At 74.0% G+C, this 25,407-nt stretch carries 11 protein-coding genes; 7 read left to right on the top strand and 4 right to left on the bottom strand.

Features of this window, described 5'->3' with window-relative positions; all coding sequences use genetic code 11:
* Nucleotides 1–60: 60 nt before the first annotated feature.
* The 5 genes from ACQPYD_RS11445 (at nucleotide 61) to ACQPYD_RS11425 (ending at nucleotide 16,314) form a co-directional block, all read left to right on the top strand.
* Entirely contained in the window at nucleotides 61–13,083 is a 13,023-nt protein-coding gene (locus ACQPYD_RS11445) for an ADP-ribosyltransferase (protein ID WP_433700966.1), read from the top strand.
* Nucleotides 13,083–13,457, top strand: a complete 375-nt coding sequence (locus ACQPYD_RS11440; RefSeq protein WP_433700965.1) for a hypothetical protein — start codon at nucleotides 13,083–13,085, stop codon at nucleotides 13,455–13,457. The genes ACQPYD_RS11445 and ACQPYD_RS11440 overlap by 1 nt, the downstream gene beginning before the upstream one ends.
* 60 nt (nucleotides 13,458–13,517) lie before the next feature.
* Nucleotides 13,518–14,015: a hypothetical protein gene (locus ACQPYD_RS11435; RefSeq protein ID WP_433700964.1), complete on the top strand. Its 498-nt coding sequence runs from the start codon at nucleotides 13,518–13,520 to the stop codon at nucleotides 14,013–14,015.
* Between the two features lie 354 nt (nucleotides 14,016–14,369).
* Nucleotides 14,370–15,155, top strand: a complete 786-nt coding sequence (locus tag ACQPYD_RS11430) for an RNA ligase family protein (RefSeq protein WP_433700963.1) — start codon at nucleotides 14,370–14,372, stop codon at nucleotides 15,153–15,155.
* Nucleotides 15,139–16,314 (top strand): AAA family ATPase, encoded by a 1,176-nt coding sequence (locus tag ACQPYD_RS11425; RefSeq protein WP_433700962.1) that lies wholly within the window; start codon nucleotides 15,139–15,141, stop codon nucleotides 16,312–16,314. The genes ACQPYD_RS11430 and ACQPYD_RS11425 overlap by 17 nt, the downstream gene beginning before the upstream one ends.
* Before the next feature lie 139 nt (nucleotides 16,315–16,453).
* On the opposite strand, the gene ACQPYD_RS11420 is transcribed toward ACQPYD_RS11425, so the two are convergent.
* On the bottom strand, nucleotides 16,454–17,665 hold the full coding sequence (locus tag ACQPYD_RS11420; protein WP_433700961.1) for a phosphatidylserine decarboxylase: 1,212 nt from the start codon (nucleotides 17,663–17,665) through the stop codon (nucleotides 16,454–16,456).
* A 619-nt stretch (nucleotides 17,666–18,284) separates the two neighbouring features.
* Between ACQPYD_RS11420 and ACQPYD_RS11415 the strand changes: the two genes are divergently transcribed.
* Nucleotides 18,285–19,862, top strand: coding sequence for a hypothetical protein (locus ACQPYD_RS11415; RefSeq protein WP_433700960.1), 1,578 nt, complete (start codon nucleotides 18,285–18,287; stop codon nucleotides 19,860–19,862).
* A 79-nt stretch (nucleotides 19,863–19,941) separates the two neighbouring features.
* On the opposite strand, the gene ACQPYD_RS11410 is transcribed toward ACQPYD_RS11415, so the two are convergent.
* On the bottom strand, nucleotides 19,942–20,397 hold the full coding sequence (locus ACQPYD_RS11410) for a GNAT family N-acetyltransferase (protein ID WP_433702019.1): 456 nt from the start codon (nucleotides 20,395–20,397) through the stop codon (nucleotides 19,942–19,944).
* A gap of 184 nt (nucleotides 20,398–20,581) precedes the next feature.
* On the bottom strand, nucleotides 20,582–21,412 hold the full coding sequence (locus tag ACQPYD_RS11405; protein WP_433700959.1) for a hypothetical protein: 831 nt from the start codon (nucleotides 21,410–21,412) through the stop codon (nucleotides 20,582–20,584).
* Between the two features lie 139 nt (nucleotides 21,413–21,551).
* Here ACQPYD_RS11405 and ACQPYD_RS11400 point away from each other — a divergent pair, with 139 nt between their 5' ends.
* Nucleotides 21,552–23,324 carry a PD-(D/E)XK nuclease family protein gene (locus ACQPYD_RS11400; RefSeq protein ID WP_433700958.1) on the top strand — a complete coding sequence of 591 codons (1,773 nt, stop codon included), beginning with the start codon at nucleotides 21,552–21,554 and terminating at the stop codon, nucleotides 23,322–23,324.
* A gap of 26 nt (nucleotides 23,325–23,350) precedes the next feature.
* Here the strand turns inward: ACQPYD_RS11400 and ACQPYD_RS11395 are convergent, their stop codons facing one another.
* Entirely contained in the window at nucleotides 23,351–25,312 is a 1,962-nt protein-coding gene (locus ACQPYD_RS11395; protein WP_433700957.1) for an ATP-binding cassette domain-containing protein, read from the bottom strand.
* Nucleotides 25,313–25,407: the final 95 nt, after the last annotated feature.

The raw sequence follows: 25,407 nt of genomic DNA, 5'->3' as shown, positions 1-25,407 counted from the left end.
ACGACCTCCGCGGCCTGCCGGACCCGCCCGCGCTCCCGATGCCAGAAGGAAGAGTCGCGCATGCCGTTGGACCACAACATGTCCGACTCCTCTCGCAAGGCGATCGAGGTCCTCACCGGCATCCAGGTCCCCAAAGCCGGCATCAACAACCTCGGCCGCGCCTCGGAGATCTACACCGCCCTGGACCAACGCCTGGCCGCGCTCGAGGACCTGTTCGACCTCAGCCGCAAACACGCACGCCGCCACTTCGACGGACACACCGCCGACCGCTACGAACGCTCCCTGGACCAGTTCACCCGCGGCGAGAACAACTACGTCGGCTCGGCCCGCGACAACTCCACCACCATGTCCGCCGAACTCTTCAAGGCCCGCGCCAACGTCGAGTACATGCACATGATGGTCATCGGCCAGTTCGTCCAGCTCCTGGTCGAGATCGCCTGGGCCATCGCCATGGCCAAGTTCACCTTCGGCGCCTCCCTGAAGTGGATCCCCATCTTCAAGGCCATCCGCAGCCTGGCCATGCGCCGCATCCTGACCTGGCTCGTGATCACCGTGCCCGGGCACCAGATCATCAGCCAGATCTTCGCGAGCATGGACAGCATCATCCAGCGCATCCAGATCGGCAGGGGGACCCGCCACCACCGCGACGGCAACCTCACCGCGAGCGCCCACAAGGGCGCCGCCCTCGAGGGCGTGCTCTCCGCGGTCTTCTCCGCGGGCATGGACGGGCTGTTCAGCAAACACCTGACCGACCTGTTCAGCAACGGCCTCAAACACCTCAACGACCTGCCCGACCCGCCACCGCTGGTCCGCACCAGCCCTGACGGACCACCCCCGGCCGGACCCCCCACCGGCCCGCCCGTGCGCGAGACCCCTGACGGGCCACCCCCCGGACCGCCTTCTGGTCCCCCCGACGGCCCCCCTGCCGGGCCGGTCAGGGACGACCCGCCACCGATCAACCGCGACACCGACACCCCGCCACCCCCCGGCGGCGGTGGCCCCGACGGACCCCCCACGGGTCCGGTCAGGGACGACCCGCCCACGGCACCGGTCAGGGACGATCCCGCGCCCGTACCCGCGCCCAAAGAGGGGCCACCGGCGTCCCCGTCCCTGAACAAGGACCTGGCCGAGGTGTTCGGCCGCCACAACGACGAGTTCCTCACCCCCTACAACCCCGCCAGCCCCCTGGGCGCAGGAGCCTTCGACAACGCCACCAAAGCCGCCGCAGCCCGCAACGACTTCGCCGAGGTGTTCGCCCGCAACTTCGGCGACCACCTCGGCGACACAGCAGCCCGAAACCTGGGCCGCGACTACGCCGACACCCTGGCCCGCCACTGGAACGACCCCAACCTCGGCCAGCACCTGCGCGAGACCATCGGCGACCGCCTACCCCCGCACATGCGCGACCACCTCGCCGACGTGCCCGTCGGACTGCAAAAACCCCTGGGCGAGTACTTCTCCACCACCGGCGCCTACACCCAACAAGTGGGCGGCAGCATCGGCACCGGCGCACTCGAGGGCTACCTCGGCGAAGGACTCGGAAGCCTCGCCGACGGACGCGGCTGGGAGGCCTCGGGCTACTCCGCCACCGCCGGCGCCACCCAAGCAGGCATCCAACAGGGCGCCACCGACGGCATCCTGCACGGCACCGAACTCTTCAAGGACAAAGACAAACCCGACCTCGACACCTCCACCCCGACCCGGACCCAGAGCGAGAACACCGGCACCCGCACCGACGTTCCCACCGGCCCCCAGACCCCCGACCCGTGGACGGGCGGGGACTCCGACCCCGGCCCCGGCCGCGATGACTCCTCCGACATCGACGACGTCCCCGACCTGGTCAGCGACACCGACACCGACTCCGGTTCGGAGTTCGGCGACGACGGCTCCGATTTCGGCGACTTCGACGACCGCGACCTGAACAACCATGACACCGTCCGCGTCCACCAGGACGAGGACGTCCGCACCCCCTACCCCGACCCCTTCAAGACCCCCGACACCGGCAAAGACCCCCTCGCCACCACCGAGGCCAAGCACCCCGGCCTGGGCAACGACCTCTTCCACCCCGGCATGAACAACGACGGCCCCCTGACCGTCAACTTCCTCAACGCCATCGTCCCCGACAACCCGGCGGCGAACGTTCCCACCGGCACCGAGCAGACCACGCCGAACACCGGGAACACACCCGACACCGGCAACGGCACGAACCCCGCCGACCGCTCCGCCCCCGAACCTGAACAACAGCACACACCCGCGCCCGTCGCCGTGACACCCCCGATCAGCCAAGCAACCCCTCCGCCCGCGACCGCCCCGCAGAACACGACCAACGACAACAACCAGCGCTCCACACCCACCGAACGCTCCCCCCAGCGCACCAACGACACCCGCACCCCCGACTCCTCCACCGACTACTCACCCCGCGACGGCGACGCCCCCCAGATCGTCACCGAGAACGCCCCACCCGCACCGGAGACCGAGACCACCGGCGACCCGACCGACCAGCACCACCAGAGCACCGCGACGGACGAACAGCGGACGGCCACCGCCAGCGAGCGCACCCCGGAGCAGCGGACCTCGTCGACCGAATCCCCGACGCCCGCCACCGAGAGCGGACCGCCCCAGGACACGGAGGACACCGGGCACGACACCTCCGACCCTGCGGGCGAACAGCCCGACCGGCCCGACCAGCGTGAGGAGGACACCTCCCGCGACGACGACCGCTCCCGGAACGACGAGAGGGACCGATCCGGCGACGGAAACGAGCGGTCGGGCGAACAGAGCAGCGACCGCACCGCAGACGGTGAGGACCGGGGCGACGGGGACCGATCCGGGGAAGAGAAGGGCGAGGACGGCGAACGCGCGGACGACGACGCCGGGTCCGGGCGCGAGGAGGAGTCCACCGACGAGAAGGACGGCCAGGAGCAGGACGGCGAGGAGAGCCGCGAGGACGCCCCCGCCGGAGAGGGCGAGACCTCCGGAGCGGCCCTGCCCCGGAACACGGACGGTGTCCCGCAGAGCACGGACACGGACTCGCCTCCGGCCCCGCCCGCCGCCGGACCCGAGCACGCGGCGGACAGCGGCTCCCCCACCCCCGGACCCACGCGCACCGACCCCACCGCTCCCGGGATCGACCCGCGAGCCGACGCCCGCGCCGCGTCGGTCCTGGACCGCCTGCCCGAACTCACCCGCTCCCTCGCGGACAAGGACATCCCCCGGGCACGGGCGCTGGGAGCCGAGTTCTGGAAGCTGCTGCGACCGGTCGACGATTCGGCCCCGCAGAACCGCTCCCTCCACGAGGCGCGCGCGCTGGCGCAGGCACTGGTGTACACCGTCTCCGACCCCTCCGACCGGCGCCTCCCGCTGAGCGGCGACTCCGTCCCTGCCGAACGCGTCCGGGACGCCGAGACCCTGGCCCGCGGCATCGACCGCCACCTCCGGGACCGCCACGACCCGGTCCGCGCCCGGCTCTGGCAGCCCGGCGGGCAGCTCACGACGGACTACGTCCGCTACGCGATGCAGGACCCCGCAGACCGGGGCCCCTCCCCCTACGACCCACCGCACACGGTCAAGACCGTCAACACGGCGCTGATCGACGACGACAAAGACGCACCCGCCCCGCAAGGACACTCCGGAGAGGCGTCGGCCCCGGCGGAGGCGCTCGGATCCGCGGACCAGCCGTCCGCCCAGGCCGTGGAGAGCGTCGAGCCCCTGAGCGACCGGGCGGAGCCGGAGCCGGGGGAGCGTCCAGCGGCCACCTCGATCCTGGACACGTTCCACAGCGCCCTCAACGAGCAGTCCCCGCCCGTCCGGAGCGGACCGGTGACCGGGGAGGAGTCCTCCGACCCGGGGGGCGGACCGTCCCCGCAGACGGTTTCAGCACGATCGGCGCCCGAGCCGAACACGGACGACGAGATGACCGTGTTCCTGATGGAGACGACGGACCAGGACCCGGCCGAGGTCGACGGGCCCCCCACCGAGCCCGGGTGGACGCGCGATCGGGAAGACGGGATGGCCGGCCTCCTGGGGCTGGAGGACCCGGCCGCCCGCGCCGCGGAGCTCGACGACCCGGGCACCAACCCGCATACCTTCGACGCGCTGCCCCGGGACCAGCGCGAGGCCGTCGTCGCGCAGGCGGCCAGCGGCTGGCTCTCGTCCCTCACCTGGATCCCCTCGCTGGACACCGCCTCCGTCCAGACGAGGCTGGAGGACCTGACGTACGACGCGGACGACAACGCCACCGGCGACGACCTCAACGGCTGGCCCCTCTACGAGAAGAACGGGAGGCAGTGGCCGACGCTCGCCGAGATCCGGGAGTTCCACTCCGACGGCGGGAACAGCCGCATCATCACCTGGCTCATCGATGACATCTTCAAGGCGCCGGACCCCGGCCGACGGCTGCGCCACTGGTACGACAACGCGGACGAGGCCGGAGCCCTGGCCAGGGCCGCCGGCGGCGCCTACCCGACGGCCGACCAGGTCCTGGACACCCTGCGCACCCTGGACGCCGCGACCGACCGACCGCTGCCCGGCCCCGTGGAGGTGACCTTCGCGCTGAGCGGGGACGAGGGCCTCGCCGGGCTCGGCGGGTACGTCGAGGGCGACCCCTCCTCGCTGGTGGGCACCGAGCAGCGGGAGGCGGGGTACCTGCGCACCTCCCTGGACCGCTCACCGGCAACCGGAGACGACGGTACGGCCCTGGTCCGCCTGACCGTACCCGAGGGCGGGCGCGGCCTGTGGATCGGCGACAGGGCGGACACCTCCGACCCGTACACGCTCCTCCTCCCCCGCGGCACCGGCTACCGCGTCACCGGCGTCACGGAGTCGGACGGGATCGTGGAGATCACCGCCGTGGCCCTGCCCGCGGAACCGCGACCGGTGGCCGCGCCCCCGGCGGAGGCCGCCGCGGTCCACGACGACACGGGCCACGGAGACGACGAGACCGACGCCGGCTCGGAATCGGACGCTTCGGACACGGACGCGGACGGCAGGGGCACCCTCGACGAGAACGGCATCCGCCGCTTCGACTCGCCCGAGGAGGCCGACGGGCAGGACCGGTGGCTCCAGGACCCGGCGAACAACCCCCACGCCTTCGACACCCTCACCCCCGACCAGCGCCGGATGGTCGACGCCTACACCAGATCCGCCTGGATCACCCGTGTCGCCCGCATCCGGCCCTTCCTGCCCCAGACCGTCTCGCGACAGCTGATGGAGTGGCGCTCGCAGTCCCGGTCCGAGGCGGCCGACCCCGACACGGCGCAGACGGCCCACGGCTGGGACCTGTACGAGGCCAACGGACTCACCTGGCCCACCCTCGACCGGCTGCGCCAGATCGCGGCCTCCCCGCAGCCGTTGCCCCCGCGGACCCGGGGGCTCATCCGGTACGTCCTCGACGCCCCCGACCCCCGTGCCGAACTCGACCACTGGTTCCACAACGCCGGATACGCGGGGGTCATCGCCCGGCTCAACGGGGGCGTCTACCCCGACGCCGCCGAGACCAGGCGGCTGTTCCGCCTCCTGGACGGCGCGGTCGACCGCCCGCTGCCCGAGGGCATGGCCGTGTCCCGCGGCATGCAGTCGATCGACCACCTCCTGCGCACGACCGGGGGCACGGACCCCCGCAGGCTGGTGGGCACCGTCCACACCGAGCCCGGCTACATGTCCACCACCCTGGGCGACTCCCCGTTCAAGACGGACGTGGACGGATTCCCCTTCCTGCTGCGCCTGGACGTGCCCCAGGGGAGCCGTGGCCTCTGGATCGGTACACGCAGCCACGACCCGGAGCAGATGGAGCTCACCCTCGGCCGCGGCACCACGTACCGCATCACCGGTGTCCAGGACAGGGTCGACCCCGAATCCGGCGGCCCGCAGACCGTGGTCACCGCGACCGTGGTCCCCCTGCCACGGGCGGTGCCCGACCTCTTCTCGGAGGGGAGCACGGGTGAGGACGGCGTCCGCAGGTTCTGGAACGCGGAGGAGGCCCACTGGTACGGCCACCGCCTCCACGACCCGGCGCACAACCCGCACGCCGTCAACGCGCTCCCCCGGGCACAGCACGACCTCGCCCGCGCCCTCAGCGCGCTCGCGTCCGGGGTCGACCTCACCCGGGCGGACCCGGACGGTGCCCGGGAACTGCTGGACTCCCTACGCGCGGCGAGCCGTGTCACCCCGGGCTCCACCCCCGCGGAGCAGCAGCGGGTCCTCGGGTGGGAGCTGTACGAGGCGAACGGCCTCACCTGGCCCTCCCCCGACCGGCTGCTCCAGCTCCTGCCCGCGGAGCGGGTGCGCAACCCCGCGCGGGCGCGATTCATCACCGACCTCCTCAGGCACGGTCCCCAGGAGGCGGCCCGCAGGCTGGGCGGTCTGTACAACGCGGCCGGGGCCGCCGGGGTCCTGGCCCGCGCGAACGGGGGCGCCTACCCCTCGCCCGAGAGGCTGCTGGACATGCTGGCCTCCTACGAGGGCGCCGTCCGCCGTCCGCTGCCCGACGCGGTCGAGAGCACCTGGTATCTGGACCACACGACGGCGCGGGAGCAGTGGCACGGATTCGACCCGCGCGACCCCTCCGCGCTGGTCGGGACCGAGCAGGCCACCCGGGGATACACCGCGGTCGCGCTCAACCCGCGGTCGGCCGACCCGGGCGACAGGGCGGCCGCGGTCGTCCGTCTCGTCCTGCCGTCGGGGGCTCACGGCCTCTGGCTGGGCGGCGCGGGCCCCCGCCCCCAGAACCAGGAGATCATCCTCCCGCCGGGGACCGGGTTCCGGATCGACTCCGTGGACACGTCCGGCGGCCGACCCGTGATCACCGCGCGGGTGCACGTGCCGACGGACGACACCGCCGCGCCCGCGGCGGTGAGTGCGCCGCCCGCCGCGGCCGAGGACGCGGTCGACGGGACGAACGACGCCGCCTCCGGGCCGGACACGGTCCGCACCGGGCAGGGACCCGGCGACGGACGGGGGTACGTCGACGGGACCGGGATCCGGAGGTTCCGCACCGAGGAGGAACTCGACGCCTACGACCTGTGGCTCCATGACCCGGCCAACAACCCGCACGCCTTCAACGCCCTGAACCCTGAGCACCGGAACAGGATCACGGGCTACACCATCGACGGCTGGCTCAACACCGTGGCCCGCGATTCCATGAGCGCGGACCAGGTGGCGATCACGCTGGACCTGATGCGCCAGGACACCGTCGCGGCGTTCGAGACCAACCCCATGGGCTCGCGCGGCTGGGAACTGTACGAGATGAACGGCCTCGCGTGGCCGACCCTGGACCGGCTGCGGGAACTCCTGGCCCAGGGGCGCGTTCCGGAGAGGGCCGAGGGCTTCGTCCGGTACATCCTGGACGCACAGGACCCGCAGCAGGAACTCGACCACTGGCACGTGCACGCCGGTGAGGCCGGGGAGATCGCCAGGTCGAGCGGCGACGTGTTCCCGACCCCGGAACTCGCGCTCGAGCACCTCCGGACCCTGACGGAGGCCATCGACAGGCCCCTGCCCGAGGGGGTCGAGGTCATCCGCGGTCTGGAGGAACTGGACCACCTCGAGGGCTTCGACGGCAAGGACCCCTACTCCCTCGTGGGGACCGTCCACACCGAGCGCGGGTTCCTGTCCACGTCGCTGGGGAACCAGCTCGCCGGGGTCACGTCCAATTACGCGCACGCGGTGCACCTGGTCCTCCCCCGCGGCTCCCGGGGCATGTGGATCGGTTCGGAGAGCAGGTACCCCGGAGAGCGCGAGCTGATCCTCCCCCCGGGTACGACCTACCGGATCACCCGGGCGGGCTGGGGAGGCTTCCACGGACTGGAGGGCCTGTACATCGAGGCCGAGGTGATCGTGCCGCCGCGGCCGGTTACCGACCCGGCCCCGCCGCAGGTCGAGGGATCCGCGGACCTGCACGTGTTCACCGCGGAGACGGACACGGACGCCACCGTCACGGGCCCCGACGAACCCGGCCTCGGCGCGGAGGAGGAGGCCGGACTGGCCGCGCTCCTGGGGCTGGAGGACTCCGGGCACGAGAGCGCCGGCGACGACGCGTACGACGACCGGCCGCCCCTGGACAGCGACGACTCCGACGACGACGCGTACGACGACCGGCCCCTCCTCGACCGCTACGCCTCCGACGACGACGCGCCGACGGCCTCGGCCGTGCGCACCGACCGGGCCCTGCCCGATCGCACGGACGACGGCGGTACCGCGGCCGCGACCCCTGAAACGAGCGGCGGAGAGGTCCGCGGGTTCCGCACCCGGGAGGAGTTGGACGCCTACGCGGAGCGGTTGGAGGACCGAGAAGGTGAACCGCACACCTACGGCGCTCTCCCGCCGGAGCTGCGCGCCCTCATCAGCGCGCACACCGCGTTCCCGTGGCTCAGCAATCTCGCCCGGCTCGGAACCTCCGACCCGGCGGCCATCCAGGACAGGCTCGACTACTGGAGCAGGATCAGCCGGGAGAACGCCGCCGACCCCGACACCCCCAACGGGTGGGTGCTCTACGAGGAGAACGGCCTGTCGTGGCCCTCGCTCGGCCGGGTGCGCGAACTGTACGCCGAGGGGGGCCGCTCCCCGGCGTTCGTAGCGGTCGCGGCGGACATCTTCGGTTCCTCGGATCCGCGGCTGCGGCTGGACCACTGGTACGGGAACGCGGACGACGCGGGGGAGGTCGCCCGGGCCAACGGCGGTGTCTACCCCACCGGGGACAGGGCCCTGGAGCTCATCCGGGACATGGACACGGCCGTGGACCGGCCCCTGCCGGACCCGATCGCGGTGTCCTTCGTGCTGGATGTCGACCGGGACCTGCCCGGACTCGACGGATACGACTGGGACGACCTGTCCGCCATAGTGGGCAGGGACCAGCGCGAGCGGGGGTACACCACCGCCTCCCTGGGCGACTCGCCCTTCACCACCTCGCCGCGCGACACCGTGGCGGTCGTCCGCATGGTCCTCCCCGAAGACGCCCGGGGCCTGTGGATCGGTGGCCGGGGCGCGACGGGCGACCCGTACGCGCTGGTCCTGCCCCGGGACTTCGGCTACCGCGTCACCGACGTCCGGATCACCGACGACGGAATGGAGATCGACGCCGAGCCGGTCTCCGCGGACATGTCGCCGCGAGAGCCGTCCGCGGAGGCCGGGGACGGCGACTCGGAGACCTCCACGCTCGTCGACGAGGAGTCGCGCCTTCCGGCGGGCGACGGCCGCGGGCACGTCGGCGACGACGGATACCGGCGCTTCCGAACCCTGGAGGAACTGGACGCCTACGACCAGTGGCTCCAGGACCCGGCGAACAACCCCCACGCCTTCGACACCCTCACCCCCGACCAGCGCGGGATGGTCGACGCCTACACCAGATCCGCCTGGATCACCCGGCTGGCACGTGTCCGGCCCCTGTCCCCGACCGGTGTGGCGCGCCAGCTGGCACTGATACGGGCCGGGGCCCAACAGGAGGCCGGGCAGGCGGCGACCGTGGTGACCGCCCACGGCTGGGACCTGTACGAGGCCAACGGACTCACCTGGCCCACCCTCGACCGGCTGCGCGAGATCCGGGCGAACCCGGACGGCCTCCCCCCTCGCACCGCCGGACTCATCGACTACGTCCTCACCGCCCGCGACCCCGCCGCGGAGCTGCGCCACTGGTTCCACAACGCCGGGTACGCCGGGGTCATCGCCCGCCACAACGGCGGGACCTATCCCGACGTGGACCGGGTCCTGGAACTCTTCCGCCTCCTCGACGACGCCACCGGCCGCCCCCTGCCCGAAGGCCTGGTCGTCTCCCGGGGCATGCACTCCGTCGACCACCTGCTGCGCGCGGCCGGCAGGTACGACGCCGACGACCTCGAAGGCACGGTCCACACCGAGCCCGGGTACATGTCCACCACCCTGGGCGACCAGGCCTTCAAGACCGACGCCGCCCCCTTCCGCTACCTCCTGCGGCTCAACGTCCCCCAGGAGGCGCGCGGCCTCTGGATCGGCTCCCGCAGCCACGACCCCGAACAGCGCGAGCTCACCCTCGCCCGCGGTTCCACCTACCGGATCACCGGTGTCCGGGAAACCTTCGACATGAACACGGGCGGGATCGTGACCGTGCTCTCCGCGGAGGTGGTCCTGAGCCCCGAGGCCTTCGCGGACCCGCTCTCGTACGGACGGGTGGACGCGTCCGGTGTCCGGCGGTTCCGGACGCCCGCGGAGGCCGACTGGTACGCGCACCGGGCCGCGCGCGCGGAACGCGGCATGCCGGGGCTGGACACCCTCCCCGCGGAGGCACGCCGCGTCGCCGCGGCGTTCTCGGACACCCCGTGGCTCGCGGACCTGGCGCTGGTGCCCTCGGACGACCTGCGGACGCAACTCGACCGGTTGCGCTCGATGAGCCGTACCGAGCGGCCCTCGGTCGTGGACCCCCACGGCAGCAGCGGCTGGGAGGTCTACGAGGCCAACGGGCTCACCTGGCCCACCCTCGAGCGGCTGCGGGAGATCGCGGACGCCGCCGAGGAGGGGGCCCCGAGAACGCGCTTCCTGCGGACGATCGTCACGCTGGAGCGTCCCGAGGAGCGGCTGGCCGGCCTGTACCGCAGGAGCGGTATGGCCGGGGCGCTGGCCGCGGCCAACGGCGGGACCTACCCCTCCGCCGCAGGTGTGCGGGAACTGCTCGGCACCTACGACGAAGCGGTGGGGCGCCCGCTCCCGGAGGCGGTCGAGACGACGTGGGTCCTGAACCACACCCGCGACCTCCGGTTTCCCGAGGGGTACGACGAGAGGACCCCCTCCGGCCTGGTGGGCACGGTCCAGACCAGCCCGGGGTACACCACGGTCTCCGTGAACCCGGAACCGGTGGGCCTGGGACACCCTGCGGTGACCGTCCGGCTGACCCTGCCCGAGGGCGCGCACGGGCTCTGGCTGGGCGCGGAGGGCCCGCGGCCGTCCAACCACGAGATCGTCCTGCCCCGGGGAATGTCCTATCGCGTCACCGGCGCGGAGACGACCGCTCACGGCCTGCTGCTGTCAGCCGAGGCCGTCCTGCCGCAACAGGACGACACCGCGTCCGGAGCCCGACCGCCGGCCGTGGAGGAAGCCCCTCCCGCGACCGTCGGTGGGGCCGGGCAGGACACGGCCGCTCCCGGCGAGGAGACGGGACACGCGGCCGCCCCGGACTCCTCTGCGGACGCCTCCGCCACCGTCACCGACCTCCCGGTCGGCACCGGTCCCGCCGGCGACGGCAGGGGGTACGTCGACGACCGGGGCGTGCGGCGGTTCCGCTCCGTGGAGGAGGCCGACGCCTACGGCCGCTGGCTCCACGATCCGGCGAACAACCCGCACGCCTTCGACACCCTCCACGACCGGCAGCGCGACGACGTGCGCGGGTACACGGCGGACGGATGGCTCAACATGGTCGTCCGCGCCAACCTCTCGGCCGAGCAGATCCAGGAGAACCTGGACGAGGTGCGGGAGGAGACCCGCCTCCAGACCACCACGGACCCGATGGCGGCCCGCGGCTGGAGCCTGTACGAGCTGAACGACCTGTCCTGGCCCACCGTCGAGCGCCTTCGTGAACTCCTGGCGCAGGACCGGGTGCCCGAACACACCGCGGGTTTCGTCAGGTACATCATCGACGCGCCGAACCCGGAGGCGGAACTGGCGGGCTGGTACGGGCACGCGGGTGGAGCCGGTGTCGTGGCGCGGTCCAACGGGAACGTGTTCCCCACCGCGGCCGATGTGGCAGCGTTCCTGGAGCGCCTCGACCGGGCCGTCGACCACCCCCTGCCCGAGACGGTCGAGATGGTCCGCGGCCTGTCCGAGGTCTCGTTCCTCGACGGGTTCCGGGACATGGACCCCTACTCCCTGGTGGGCACCGTCCAGACCGAGCCCGGTTTCATGTCCATGTCCCTGGGCAACGAGCTGGCCGAGCACCACCAGGCCGAATCCGCGCACGTCGTCCACCTGACCGTGCCCGCGGGCAGCCGCGGCCTGTGGGTCGGTGAGAGGAGCGACTACCCGGAGGAGCGCGAGTTCGTCCTCGCCCGGGGCGCCGTCTACCGGATCATCCGCGCGGGATGGGGCGGATCGCTCGGGCTGCCGGGGTTCCACATCGAGGCCGAGGTGGTGGTCCCGCCGCGGCCGGAGACCGCTCCGTCACCGGAGCAGCGGGCGGGGGACGCCGCGGACGTCCAGGTGCTCACCGTGCGGACCGACACGGACACCACCGTGACCGGCCCCGAGGAAGCGGGATTCAGCAGTGGCGCCGAAGCCTTCCTGACCGCGCTCCTGGGGTTGGACGCCGCCGGCGCCGATGCCGCGGCCGCCGCGGTCCCCCCGGGGACCACCGCGGAGGACTCCGCCGGTCCCCCGGAGAGCGGGACGCAGGCCGCTGGGCCGGACCTGCCCGACGACCGCCCCGGACGCGTCGACCCCGACGGCGTCCGCCGGTTCGCCACCGACGACGAGGGCGCGGGGTACGGGAGGCTCGTCCTCGGCGACCGGTTCGCGTCCCTGGCCCCGGAGCAGCAGGACTCCGCCCGGGCCTACACGAACAACGCGCAGTTCTACAACGACTTCTCCCGGCGGGCCAGCCCCGAGTCCCAGGTCCTGCGGCTCAGCGAGCAGCGGTTCTTCGGCGCGTGGGTCGAGAAGTGGTTCGGCGGGCACACCCCGACCCGGGAGAACGCCGAGAAGACCTGGGGCCTCCTGCGCGAGGGGATGGAACTGCTCGACCGGGCGACGGAGCCGATCCCGGAAACGGTCGAGGTCCGGCGCTCGGTGTTCAGCGTGGGCTTCATGGCCCCGCCGGGGCGGCCCTTCCACGACCCCACGGACCTGATCGGCACGGAGTTCGTCGAACGGGGGTTCCTCTCGGGATCGCTGGGGGTCGAGACCGTGAACCAGACCGCCGCCTACCAGTTCCACCTGTCCGTGCCCGCGGGGCACCCCGCCCTGTGGATCGGCGACGGCAGCGTGCACCGGTCCGAGCGGGAGCTCCTCCTGCCGCGCGGAACACGCTTCCGGATCGACGACGCGCTCCAGGACGCCGACACCGGGCAGTGGATCCTGCGGGTCACCGTGCTGCCGTTCACCCCCGAGACCGTGACGGAGGAGGAGTGATGACCGACGAGGAACAGGCCGCCCGGGACGCGTTCCGCCCGGACTTCGCGGGCGCCGAGCCCCGGTTCGCCGCCGACACCGACGGGCCGGTGCTGCACGTCCCGGTACTGCGGGGGGACGGGAGTCCGCTGGGCCGCCTCTGGGCTTCGCGGGACGGGGCCGCCGCGGGGTTCCTGCCCGTACCCGGCCCGGCGGGGCTGAACGCCAAGGGCGCCTGGGTGCGCCGCCTGATCCTGGCACGGGCCCAGGGGCTGGACGCCTTGGGCGCGCTGACACACTGGACCGGGGCCCCGCAGGACGACCGGGCCGGGGCGGTCCCGCCGGGGAGCGTGCCCGAGCACGCCGACCACCTGCACGGACTTCCTCCCGCCTGATCCGGGCAGGACGCCCGGTACCGCAATGACCGCTGAGAACGAGAGGAAGTGAGGACGGCCATGGACGGTGGGCGCGCCCCCGAGGACGGATACGGCACGGACCGGAGCGCGGCCGGCCCCGACCCGTCGCACGGGGCCGACGGCGCCGGGGGTCCGGCCCGTACGCCGGGCGCCGGGCAGGGGGCCTTCGACCGGTGGAGCGACGACGCGCTCGCCCCGGTGCTGGTCGGCCGCTCCTACGTCCCGAGCACCGCGGGCCCCGTGCTGTACCTCCCCGTGCACCGGGACGGCCGCCTCATCGGGTACCTGTGGGCCTCCGAGACCGAGGAGGCCAGTGACTTCCAGCCCCTCCTGCCGCCCGACACGGCGGGCAACGCCGCCCGCGGCTGGTGGACGATGGAGCACGTGCGCCTGCGCGGTGAGGGGCTGACCGCGCTGGAGGCGCTCCGGTCCTGCGCCGGGAGGGTCGACGACCCCCAGGGGGGAAGGGTGGACGCCGACGCCCCCGAGTCCCGTGCCTCGAGCCTGGAGGAGCTGCGCGCCCTGGCCCGCGGCTGAGGCACCGGACCGGTCGGCCCCGGCGGCGCACGCGGCGCAGCCCGTGCCCGGGACGGCGGGCCGCGGCCCTCCCGTACGCGTTCGCACCGCGGACCCGCGGCGTCATCGCGGTGCGGGTCGGGGTGAACGGGGCCCGGGTCTGCGGGGACGGCCCGGTGACGGCGTCAGCACGCCGACGACCGGACCCGGTGGGCCCTTGAGGACGGCCGGGTCGAGGGGCGCGCCGCGGCCGACGCCGCCTCCCCGGGCTCGCGCCGCCGCCTGCCCCGAGCCCCGGCCCAGGGGTGCGCCCGCGGGCCGCCGCCGGGGAAAACGGGTGGCGGCGCGGCGGAGCCGGCGTGTAGAACCGCACCCATGCGCAAGTACCCCCGGACCCGGCACATCCGCGGCTCCCGCCTCCAGGCGGGCGACCACGACCTGGCCGCCGTGCCCTTCGGGCAGCTGGCCAGCCGGCACCTGGTCGTGGAGGAGAAGCTCGACGGCGCCAACGCCGGCATCAGCTTCGGCCCCGGGGGCGCGCTCCTGCTGCAGAGCCGCGGCCACTACCTGACGGGCGGGCCCCGCGAGCGGCAGTTCGCCCCGTTCAAGGCCTGGGCCGCCTCCGTCGCCCACCTGCTGTGGCCGCGTCTCGGCGAGCGGTACGTGCTCTACGGCGAGTGGATGTACGCCAGGCACACGGTCTTCTACGACGCCCTTCCCCATTACTTCCTCGAGTTCGACGTGCTGGACACCCGGGAGGACGCGTTCCTGTCCACCCCGCGCCGCAGGGAGCTCCTGGAGGGGACCCCCGTGGTGCCGGTGCCCGTGCTGCACTCCGGCCCCCTGGACCGCCTGGAGGACCTGGTCTCCCTGGTGGGGGCCTCCACCTGCCGGACGGCCGGCTGGCGCGGGGCCCTGGCCCGGGCGGCGGTGGCGGGCGGCGCCGACCCGGAGCGGGCGCTGGCGGAGGGGGACGGCTCCGACCTGATGGAAGGCCTGTACGTCAAGGCCGAGGAGGGCGGCCGCACGGTCGACCGGTACAAGTGGGTGCGCCCCGGGTTCACTGCCGCCGTCCTGGACTCGGGCTCGCACTGGCTGGACCGGCCGGTGATCGCGAACGGCCTCGCCGACCCGGAGGTGCTCCATGCGGGTCTTCGCTGAGCTGTGCCCGGCTCCCCCGTACTGGGAGCTGGACTGGGACCGGGTCAGGGAGGCGTTCCCGTGGGTGCGCGACCTGGCGGGGGTGGAACAGGACCCGGTGCACCATGCCGAGGGCGATGTGGAGGTGCACACCCGGATGGCCTGCGAGGCCCTGTCCGGGCTGCCCGCCTGGCGGGCCAGGCCCGCGCCGGAGAGGGTGCGGCTGTTCGCCGCGGTCCTGCTCCACGACGTCGCCAAGCCCTACTGCACGCGCCGGGACGGGGACGGGCGGGTGACGGCGCACGGGCACTCGCGGCGCGGCGACCTGATGGTGCGCCGCCTTCTGTGGGAGGCGGGCCCGGACGGTTCGGCCCGGACGGGCCGGGCCACGGAGGCCGACAGCCTCGCCGCGGCCCGGTGGCGCGAGCACGTGGCGGCGCTGGTCCGCCACCACCAGGTGCCGTTCTGGGCGCTCGAACGCCCCGACCTGCGCCACATCGCCTTCCGGGTGAGCCTGCTCGCACGCAACGACGACCTGGTGCTGCTGGCCACGGCGGACATCCTCGGCCGGCACTGCGGCGACACCGCAGAGGTCCTGGAAAGCATCGGCCTGTACGGCGAGTACTGCGCCGAGCAGCGCTGCCTGGACCGGCCGCGCGAGTTCCCCTCCGACCACGCGCGGTTCTGGTTCTTCCGCAAGCCCGACCGCGATCCGGACTACGCGGCCCACGACGACACCCGGTCGTCGGTGACCGTCATGTCGGGGCTGCCCGGGGCGGGCAAGGACACCTGGATCGCGCGCCACCTCCCGGACACGCCGGTCGTGAGCCTGGACGCGCTGCGCACCGAACTGGGCGCGCGCCCGACCGCCGACCAGCGGCCGGTGGCCGCCGCAGCCCACGAGCGGGCCCGCGAGCACCTGCGCGCGGGGCGCCCGTTCGTGTGGAACGCCACCAACGTCTCCCGCCAGCTGCGCGACCAGTGTGTCGGCCTGGCCGCCGGCTACCGGGCCCGGGTGGAGATCGTGTCCGTGGAGGCCCCGCCGGGGGTGCTGCGGGCGCGCCTGGACCGCAGGGGGTCCCCCGTCCCGGCCGCCGCGGTCGAACGGCTGGTCCGCCGCTGGGAGTGTCCCGATCCCACCGAGGCGCACCGCCTCACCCTCGTCGCCTCCGGCGGGTAGCCGGGGCGCCGCGCACGCCGTGGCCGGGGCGCCGCCGGTCGCGCGGGGCGCCTCCGCCCCGGCCCGGTGGCGGGCCGGGAGGGGCCGGCCCGCTGACCCGCTGATGTGTGGGGGCCGGTCGGGGCCCGTCTCCCGGCGCTCAGGGGACGGCGCGGCGTCCGTTCGCGGGGGTGTCGGGGCGCAACGCCTCCGGACGGCGTACGGCGGGTCCGGTGAAGAGGGAGCGCGGCTTCCCCGGATCCTCCAGGAGCCCGATGCGCTGGCCCTGGAGCATCTGGAGCGCGGGGAAGCGGCCCTTCTCGAAGAGGAGGATGTTCAGCGAACCGCCGTACTTGAAGCATCCGACCTCCTCCCCCTTGGCGATCGCGACCGGGTTCTCCGGCCTGACGCGGGAGAGTTCGGGACGGAACTCGACGGAGGCGATCGAGTTGAGGCCGACGGGCACCATCCCGACGTGTCCGTGCGCCGCGTTCCCCGTGTCGATGACGAGGTAGCCCCGCCGGAACCTCTCGAACATGCTGTAGTCGTGGCCGTAGCCCACGTTCCCGTCGTTGAGCAGTCCGGGGAGGTCGCGCATGCCGTAGTAGACGCCGCCGATCCCGGAGTTGGACTCCACGACCCGTCCCGCGACCGGGGAGTGGTACCGGTGGTAGCTGTCGGGCATCAGGATGCAGGACACAGCGGTGCCCCCGACGAACCTGCCCGCGTACGCGGAGCCGTCGAGCAGCTCCCTGACGTTCATGGTGACCGTCTTGACCGGGATGCGCGTCTCCTCGGTCAGCTCGTTCACGATCATGTTGATGACGCAGTCGGCGGGGGCGACCACGACGGTTTCGTCCGCGGGTGCGTCGACCGGGCGTTTTCCGTCCTTCACCCTCCGGACGAAGAAGTCGTTGAAGTTCCTGAATCCACCCGGCGGCACGACATAGTCGTCCATCCTCGGCCCGAGCTGCCTCTTCCACTTCTCCACGAGCCCGAGTGATTTCTCGGAGTCCATGTAACGCCCTTGGAACTCGGTGAATAGGGCGGTCATCTCACATCCGGGGCCGGAGGTGACGAAGACCATCCCGTAGTCGTTCTCGTAGTTGAGCCAGCTGAACTTCTCGATGAAGACGAGCCCGCTGTCGACCCCCGGCTCCCATTTGTCCCAGGCGCGGAAGAAGTCGCACAGGTCGTCGATCGTACTGTTTCGCCAGTCGTGCCGGACCTCGGCCCCGGTCCCCTCCGGGATCGGCTTCACGTTCTCGACCGCCGCGTCGAACATGGTGGCGAAACCCTCGTGGTCTGCCGCATACCAGCGCTGGAGCAGGTCGGTGAAGTCGTCGATGGTCTCGATGCGGTATTCTTTCATTTTTCCTCCCATACAGCCAATTGTCTGATTCGCGCATCTCGCACGACCGGAGGTCGGATGGGACGACTGCGCGAATTACACCTCCCGACCGGGGAAAGAACCCGAACACACGGAGAGGTGTTCGATTCTTCCGCCAATCGCCCCGGGAGAGTTCGCGGCACTCGGAATCGAAATATCCCCGCACTCCGGGACGCCCAACCGCCTCTTACCCAGCCCCTTTGCCCGCAACAAACACACCGCTCCCGAAGGGTCCCCAATGGGGAAAAAGCGACTCTCTCCCGACGGAACGACACCTGGACCCCCGGGAGGGCCCGCCTTGCGGCCGGATCGGGACCTTGCGGGCAAAACGCCCCCGAAACAGAACTCCACGTGGATTGCCGACAAAGAAAACAGGGCGGCTGCGCCGGTCGACGCGCCCCGGGACGGGCCGCGCGGGGCCCCTCTCGGGCGCACGCACGCACCCGCCCGCCCCGGGGGCGGGCCCGACCGCGTCCCGCGTCCCGTCCCACCGCACCCGACCCGGCCCGCGGGGGATTTCGGCGTTCTCCCGCGCCACCGCGCGCGGCACGGTTAGCCTGAGGCCCTTTCGGCGACTCACACCACTTCGGGTGACAGGGCAATGACTGATCGCATCTACTCCGCCGTGCACGCGTGTCTGGAGTGGGCCGGGGGCGTCGACCCCCGCCCCGTGCTGGACCCCGACACCCTGCTCTTCCTCCTGACCGCGCACCTGGAGGCCGGTGCGCCCGACCCCGGCGACTGGTCCACCGCCGACGTGCACGACATCGCCCGCACCGTCCGGCACTGGGACCGGACGCCCGCCGGCCTCAGGGACACCTGGCTGACGTGGTGCGACTTCCTGGTGGAGACGGGGGACCTGCTGTCCGCGGAGAGCCCCCGCGGGCTCCGCCGGGCCATCGCCTCGGTCGACCTCTCCCCGGGCGGGCCCTCCGGCGCCCGCGACCCGGCGGACGGGGCGGACGCGGACCGGGCCGTGCTGGCGCTCCTGGACCGGTTCGGCGTGGGGGAGGGCGGGGGTTCCGGACCGCCGCGCCCGGTCGTTCCCGGGCGCCCGGAGGAGCTGGACGCGGCCGCGCGCCTGTGTCGCCCGCTGTCCGACGCCGTCCGCCTCGCCGCCTGGGTGGGCGGCGGCAGAGACCTCCGTTCGGACGCGGACGACGAGCTCACCCCGTCCGACACCGCCGGGGCCGCCGCCGCGCTGGGTCGGACGCCCGCCGAGGTGCGGTCGCTGTTCGCCGTCGCCCGCCACGGCGGCCTGCTGCGTACGACGTACACGCGCGTCCTGCCCGGGCGGGCCGCCCGGGCGGTCGCGGAGGAGGTCCCGGGCGCCGTCGCCGACGCCTGGGCGGACGCCCTGCTCACCATGGTCGGCGGGCCCGGGATGACGGCGTTCCTGCTGCTCGCGGACCTGTTCTCGCACGGTGAGCCCCGCACGCCCGCCCAGCTGGCCGGGGTCCTCGTCCCCGGGGACTCCCCCGGGGACGAGGACCCCGGGCGCCGTGCCGCCCGGGTGCTCGACACCCTGGCCGCCCTGGGGGCCGTGGCGCACGCTAGCGGAGGGCGGTTCCGCGTGACCCGGCTCGGCGACCACTTCACGGTGCGCCAGCTGCGGCAGTCGGGGGCCGACGTCGCGGTCGCCCCGCCCCTCGACGGGATGGACGCCGAGGACGTGCTCGCGCTCGCGGACGGGGGGCGCCCCGTGGACGCCGAGGGTCTGGTGGAGGGGTGGCTGGCCGCCCGCGACACCGAGAGCGCCGTGTGCGACCTGTTCGAGGCCTCCGACGCGCCCGGCGACTGGCACCGCAGGCAGCGGGTGGCCGACGTCCTGTCGGCGCTGGACGAGGACCTCTCCCCCGTCCTGCAGCTGTACGTGCACCACCCCGTCCTGGGCGGATGGGCGCGGGGGCTGCGCGGAGGGACGGACGCCGACCCCCTGTCGCACCAGGCGGTGTGGGCCGTGCTCGACCGCTACGCGATCCGGCTCGACGCGGGCCGGCCGCTGCCGGAGTCGGACCGGGAGCGGTACGCGCGGTGCCCGGAGGAGTTCGTCCGGGCCGTGTGGCTGACCGGGCACCCGGTCGCCGACGCGGTGCTGGACCGGATCCGCGAAGGGGCGCTGGGCGCGTCCCTGGCCGATGCGGCGCGCCGGGCCCGCCCCGTCCCGGCCGTCCCCTGAGGCGCCCGCCCCGCGCCTTCCCCGGCAGCGGGGCCCGGGCGTCCGGCCCCCCGGCGGGACCGGGCGCCCGGACAGTCGGTCAGTCCTTGACCACGAGCTCGTAGGTCAGGAGTTCCACGTCCGGCAGCGGGGACAGGTCGCGGTCGGGCGCCCGCCGGAAGCCGCGCGCCCGGTAGACGTACTGCGCGGCGACCATCTCGGGCAGCGCCGACACCAGCAGCCGGGAGACCCCCTCCTCGCGCGCCCTGTCGACGAGGGCGTTCACCAGCGCGCGGCCGACCCCGAGCCCCCGGGCCCCGGGCGACACCGCGAACGCGCGCATCTCCGCCTCGTCCGCGTTGCGGGCGATCTCGCTCTCCGGTGACCACGGCTCGAACATGACCGTCCCCAGGAGCCGTTCGTCGTCCGCCGCCACCAGGACCTCGCCGCGGCCGTCCGCCCCCAGGAGCCGCAGCGCCTCGACGTGGTCCGGGTTCACGTTCACAAGGCCGTCGGCCGTGTAGGCCATCACGCGCAGTTCGCTGACGGCGTTCATCTCATCGGGAAGTACTCGACGCACGATCATGCACGTCATTCAACATGATGAGGGGGTGCCGGACGGGTCTTCGCCGCACCGCCCGGGGAGGGGAAAACGTCACCGTGAGTGACTTTTTACGGAGGTTTATCCCCAGCTTCCCCGGACGTGGAGCGGTGTCCCCCGTCCGGGGCGCCCGTCGCGCTCAGGTACCGCGGATGGCGGCGCACCCGTCGTCGCCGTCGCGGTGGGCCTCCAGGTCGTAGGCGTCCTCGACCGGCCCCCGGGGCCGCTCCCCCTCGGCGAGCTCGTCCGGATAGGCGGGGACGACGTTGTACCCGTCCACGCAGTGGGCCGGTCCGGTCCCGCGCCACCAGTTCGGCCACGCCTCCAGGGCCCCGTCCCCGGTGTCGAAGAAGGACACCTCGCCGTAGTGCGTGGTGACCAGCCGCACCGACACGGGGTCGCCCGGGCGCGCGACCGGGTGGACGATCGTGTACTCGGTGTTGACCGCCAGGTGGTCGGGGCCGCCCTCGGAGGACTCCTCCGCCCACATCCGGCCGTCCACCTTGACCACGTCGCCGATGGGCTCGGCGGTTCCGGGGGCGAGGTTGAAGACCACGTGCCGGCTGTCCAGGTCGCCGTTCTCGTGGCCGAGGTGGTTCATGTACCACTTCAGCGCCTGCTCGCCCAGCAGCCCGGTGAACTCGCTGTTGTCCTCGTCGAAGACCGCGTCGGGGTTCAGGTACACGGCGTCCAGGAGGTCCCGGGTGCGGCCGTAGGCCTCCTCCACCTGGGCGGCGGAGAAGGAGCCGACGGGCTCGGCCGGGGGCGGTTCGAAGCCCTCGGCGTAGTCCTCGGCGGGAGTCCCCCCGAAGGGGTCGTCGCGGTCGACCTCGTCGTAGGAGCCCAGTCCGGAGACCGTCGGCGCGGGGGAGACGAACCACTCCAGGGCGTCCTGGACCTGGGCGCAGCCGGTGGCGGTGAGCAGGGCGAGCAGCGCGACCCAGCGGGTGGCGGCGGCGCGTCGTGACATGGGGGATGCCTGCGTTCTCTCTGAGTTTTGTGCGAACGATGTCCGCTTCGAGTGTTCTACCACCGCACCCGGACAGTTCGTCCACAGGCCTCCGGCGGGACGGCGCGGATCGTGCCACCCTTCTCCCAGGGAGGACACCGTGAACGACCGGACCCGTGGCAGCGACGGCCAGGCAGCCGTCATCCGACTCTTCAGCAGTTCCGCGACCCTCGCCGCGGGCGGCTGCCCCACCTTCCGCCGCACGGAGGCCGACCACGCCGCGCGGCGGGACCCCGCCCCCCGCACGCCGCCCCCCGCCGACTCCGCGCCCGCCGTCCTCGGCGCCGTCCTGGACCTGGTCGAGCACCGGGGGCTGTCGCTGGGGGACGCGTGCTCGGTGCTGCCCGCCCCCGGCGGGCGGTGCGCCGACGTGCTGGGCGAACGGGTGGCGCCGCCGCACCCGGGCCTGCTGGCCTGGGTGCGCCACGCCGCGCGGTCCTACCTCGACGGCCTGGCCGGGGACCGCGCGAGGGACGGCCTCGACCGCGCCCCGGTGGCCGACTTCTGGGTGCGGCAGTACATGCCCGACCGGGGCGCCTCCCACGCCAGGCCCTACGAGGTGTGCGCGCGGGGGCGCGGGTACGCGTACCTGGACGGCGGGCAGCGGGTACGGGAGCTGCGCGTCCCGGTCACGGGCCCGGCGGACGAGGGGAGCCTCCCCGACGCGGAGGTGGCCGTGGCCGCGTTCGTGCTGGCCACCGGCTCCGGGGTGGACCGCGACGCCTACGCGGGCCGCCCCGGACGCTACCGGGGCGGGGTCCCCTACCCCATGCGGGGGCGCCACGGCGGCCCGGCCGGTCCCCCCGACCGGGTGCGGGTGGTCCGGGCGTCGTGCCTGGACTCCTCCACCGCCGTGCTCTACGACGCCCCGGCCCGCGAGGCCGAGGGGTTCTTCTCCTCCGCGGGCAGGGAGCCCCTGCGCTCCGCCCTGGTCGGCGGGGCCCGGTCCCCGGGGGCCGACTGCCTGTCGTGCGGGGTGCGGACCGGCTGCGGACGCCTGCCCTCCGCCCCCGGGATCCTCGGCGTCCACGACCGCTCGCGCCCCCGCAGGTCCTGGACCGCGGCCTCGGGCCTGCGCTTCCGGGGCTGTCCCGCGCGCGACCACTTCCACTCCCTCGGCCTCCCGGGGGACCCGCCGGAGGGCGCGCCGCCCGGGGCGGTCGGCGCCTCGCCCCGGGACCGCGCCGTCCGCGCCCGGCTGCAACGGCTGCACGGGCGCCGGCCGCGGAGGGCGTGCGGACCCGGCGACCTTCCCGACGGCCCCGGGGACTGGGGTGCGGAGGGGTGGGCGCCCAGCGTCGGGGAGGCCCGCGCGGGCGCCGCCATGATCGCCGCCCACGTCGAGGTCTGCCCGCTGGACGGGCTCCGGTCCGGGAGCCACGTCCGGGTCGGGCGCACCGTGGCCGCCGACGACCCCCGGGCCGACGTCCTCGTCCTGGCCAGGCCCGACCTGCTGCTCCACCGGGACGGCGCCTGGAGCTGGCGGGACGTCGCCCCGACGACCGCGGTCCCGCCCCCGGGCGAGCGCGGGCTCATGGCACGCGAGCCCGCGCTGGCCCTGGCCGTCCTGCTCTTCGCGTCCGGGGTGCTCCCCCTGGAGCCGGGGTCCGCGGTCGAACTGGAGGTCCTCACCCCCGACGGCGCCGACCTGCGCACCGTCGATCCCGGCGCCGCCCGGGCCAGGACCGAGGCGCGGGAGGTGGTCCACGGGCTCGCCGGGCCCTGGCACCGCGACCTGGAGCACGCCCCGACCCCGGGCAGGGTGTGCCGGGACTGCCCCTACCGCCGCTGGTGCCCGGCCTGGTCGGGGCGCCGGCCTCTCGAACGGGTCCCGGGGGCGCGCCCCCGGGACCGCGGGCGGGAGGGGCGGTGACGGGTACGGCGCCACCGCCCCCGGGGTCAGGCGCTGTGGCGGCTCTCCGGAACGGACCACCGGTAGGCGGCGGCCTGGAGGTCCCACAGCTCCCGGTAGAGCCCGTCGGCCTCCACCAGCTCGGCGTGGGCGCCCTCCTCCACCACGCGGCCCTTGCGGAGGACGACGATGTGGTCGGCCATCCGCACGGACGCGAGGCGGTGCGTGATCAGGACGACGGCCGCCCCGGTGCGTCCGGCGTGGGCGTGCAGGGAGGCGAAGAAGGCGTGCTCGGCCCGCGCGTCGAGCGCCGCCGTGGGCTCGTCGGCGATGAGCAGGGGCGTGGCGTCGCCGTCGTCGCCCCGGTAGAAGCCCCTGGCCGCCGCCAGTCGCTGCCACTGGCCCCCGGACGGCTCGGCGCCGTCCACGAACCGCTTGTCCAGCAGGGTGTCCCACCCGTGGGCGAGCTCCGCCACGACCGTGTCGGCGCGCGCGGCGCGGGCCGCGCGCTCCAGGCGCGCGGGGTCGCCGCCGGGGCTGCTCATCACGACATTGCGCCGGGCCGTCAGCGGCCAGTGGGTGTGGTCCTGGGCGATGACGGAGATGCGCCGCCGCAGGCCGGTCCCGTCCACCCCGGCCAGGTCGGTGTCGTCCCAGCGGATCCTTCCGCTCTCCGGTGCGTACAGGCCGGACAGGAGCTTGGCCAGGGTGGTCTTGCCCGAGCCGTTCTCCCCCACGAGCGCCACGGTCCGGCCGCGCCGGAGGGTGAGGCTGACGTCGTCCAGGGCCGGGGCGTCCCCCTTCCCCCCGCTCGGGTAGGTGAAGGTGACGTTCTCGACCCGGATCTCCTCGAACCCCTCGGGGGCCGGTTCCGGTTCGGCCGGGGGCAGCCGCAGCGCGGCCTCCTCCTCGAAGGCGACGAAGTCGGAGAAGTACAGTCCGGACTCGTACACGTGCGTGAGGGAGGACAGGGCGTTGCCCAGCGCCCCCTGCGCGACCCGGATGGCGACCACGGCCGCGCCCGCGACGGCGATCTCCACGGTCCCGCCGACCAGCATCAGCCCCAGCACCGCGAACACGGCTCCGGAGGCGAGCCCGCCGGCGGCGCTGCCCGCCAGCCGGATCAGGGCCTGGCGGGTGGCCAGGCCGAGCTGGATGTCCAGCTCCCTGTCGGCGACCCTGTCGAACTCGGCGAGCAGGCGCCCCTCCATGGTGAACGAGCGGATCTCGGCCGCGTTGTCCCGGTTCACCATGATCTGTTCGAGCAGGAATTTGCGGCGGTGCCCGTCGGTGAAGGCCACGATCATCCGGTAGCGCATGCGCGCCGCCGCCGAGGAGCCCCACCACTGGGGCGCCATGGCCAGGAGCAGCAGCGGGAGCAGGGCGGGGTGCAGCACGCCCAGGACGCCGACGGCGGCGGCGACCCCCACGGTGCCGGTGAGCACGTCGGCGGTGTGGCGGACCAGCGCGCCCGCCTCGTCGCTGCCGCGCGCGTAGCACCGGTAGAGGTGGTCGTGGAAGCCGCTGTCGTCGAAGGCCCGCAGCTCGACGGCGGTGCACCGGGTCAGCAGCCGCCTCTCCGCGGTGAGCACGACCTTGGGCTCCAGGCGGGCCTGGGCGCGCCCGGCGGCGGCCGAGCAGGTCCCGCGCAGCGCCAGGGCCGCGGCGAGCACCAGCAGGGAGGGCAGCGCGGCCGCGAGCCGGTCCGGGGTGGGCGCCGCCGCGAACAGCTCGCCGAGCACGCCGGTGGTGGCGACGAGCGCCCACGCGGTGGCCGCTCCCATGCCGATGTTGAGCGCGGTCGTCGCGAGGACGTCCCGCGGGCTGCTCTGCCAGGCCAGCGCGGCGGCCTGGGCTGCCAGGGCCGGCATGCGGCGGGCGATCCGGGCCCAGGTGGCCTCGGCCGCCTGGGCGCCGAAGTGCCGCCAGATCGGGGTGGCCAGTTCGGGCAGGGACAGTCCCCCGCCGGTCTCGTCGTCGGTGACGGGTGGTTCCGTGGTTCGTGTCATGGAGTCCTCTGGTGGTCGGGAGCCGGTGCTCGCCCGTGTCCGGGCGCGCGGGAACGGCGGTCGCGCCGGGTGTGCGTCGCGACCTCCTCGGTGAC

This window comes from Nocardiopsis sp. CA-288880 (assembly GCF_050955985.1).
GTDB classification, from domain to species: Bacteria; Actinomycetota; Actinomycetes; order Streptosporangiales; family Streptosporangiaceae; genus Nocardiopsis; species Nocardiopsis tropica.
This window is presented reverse-complemented; position numbering and strand designations above follow the sequence as displayed.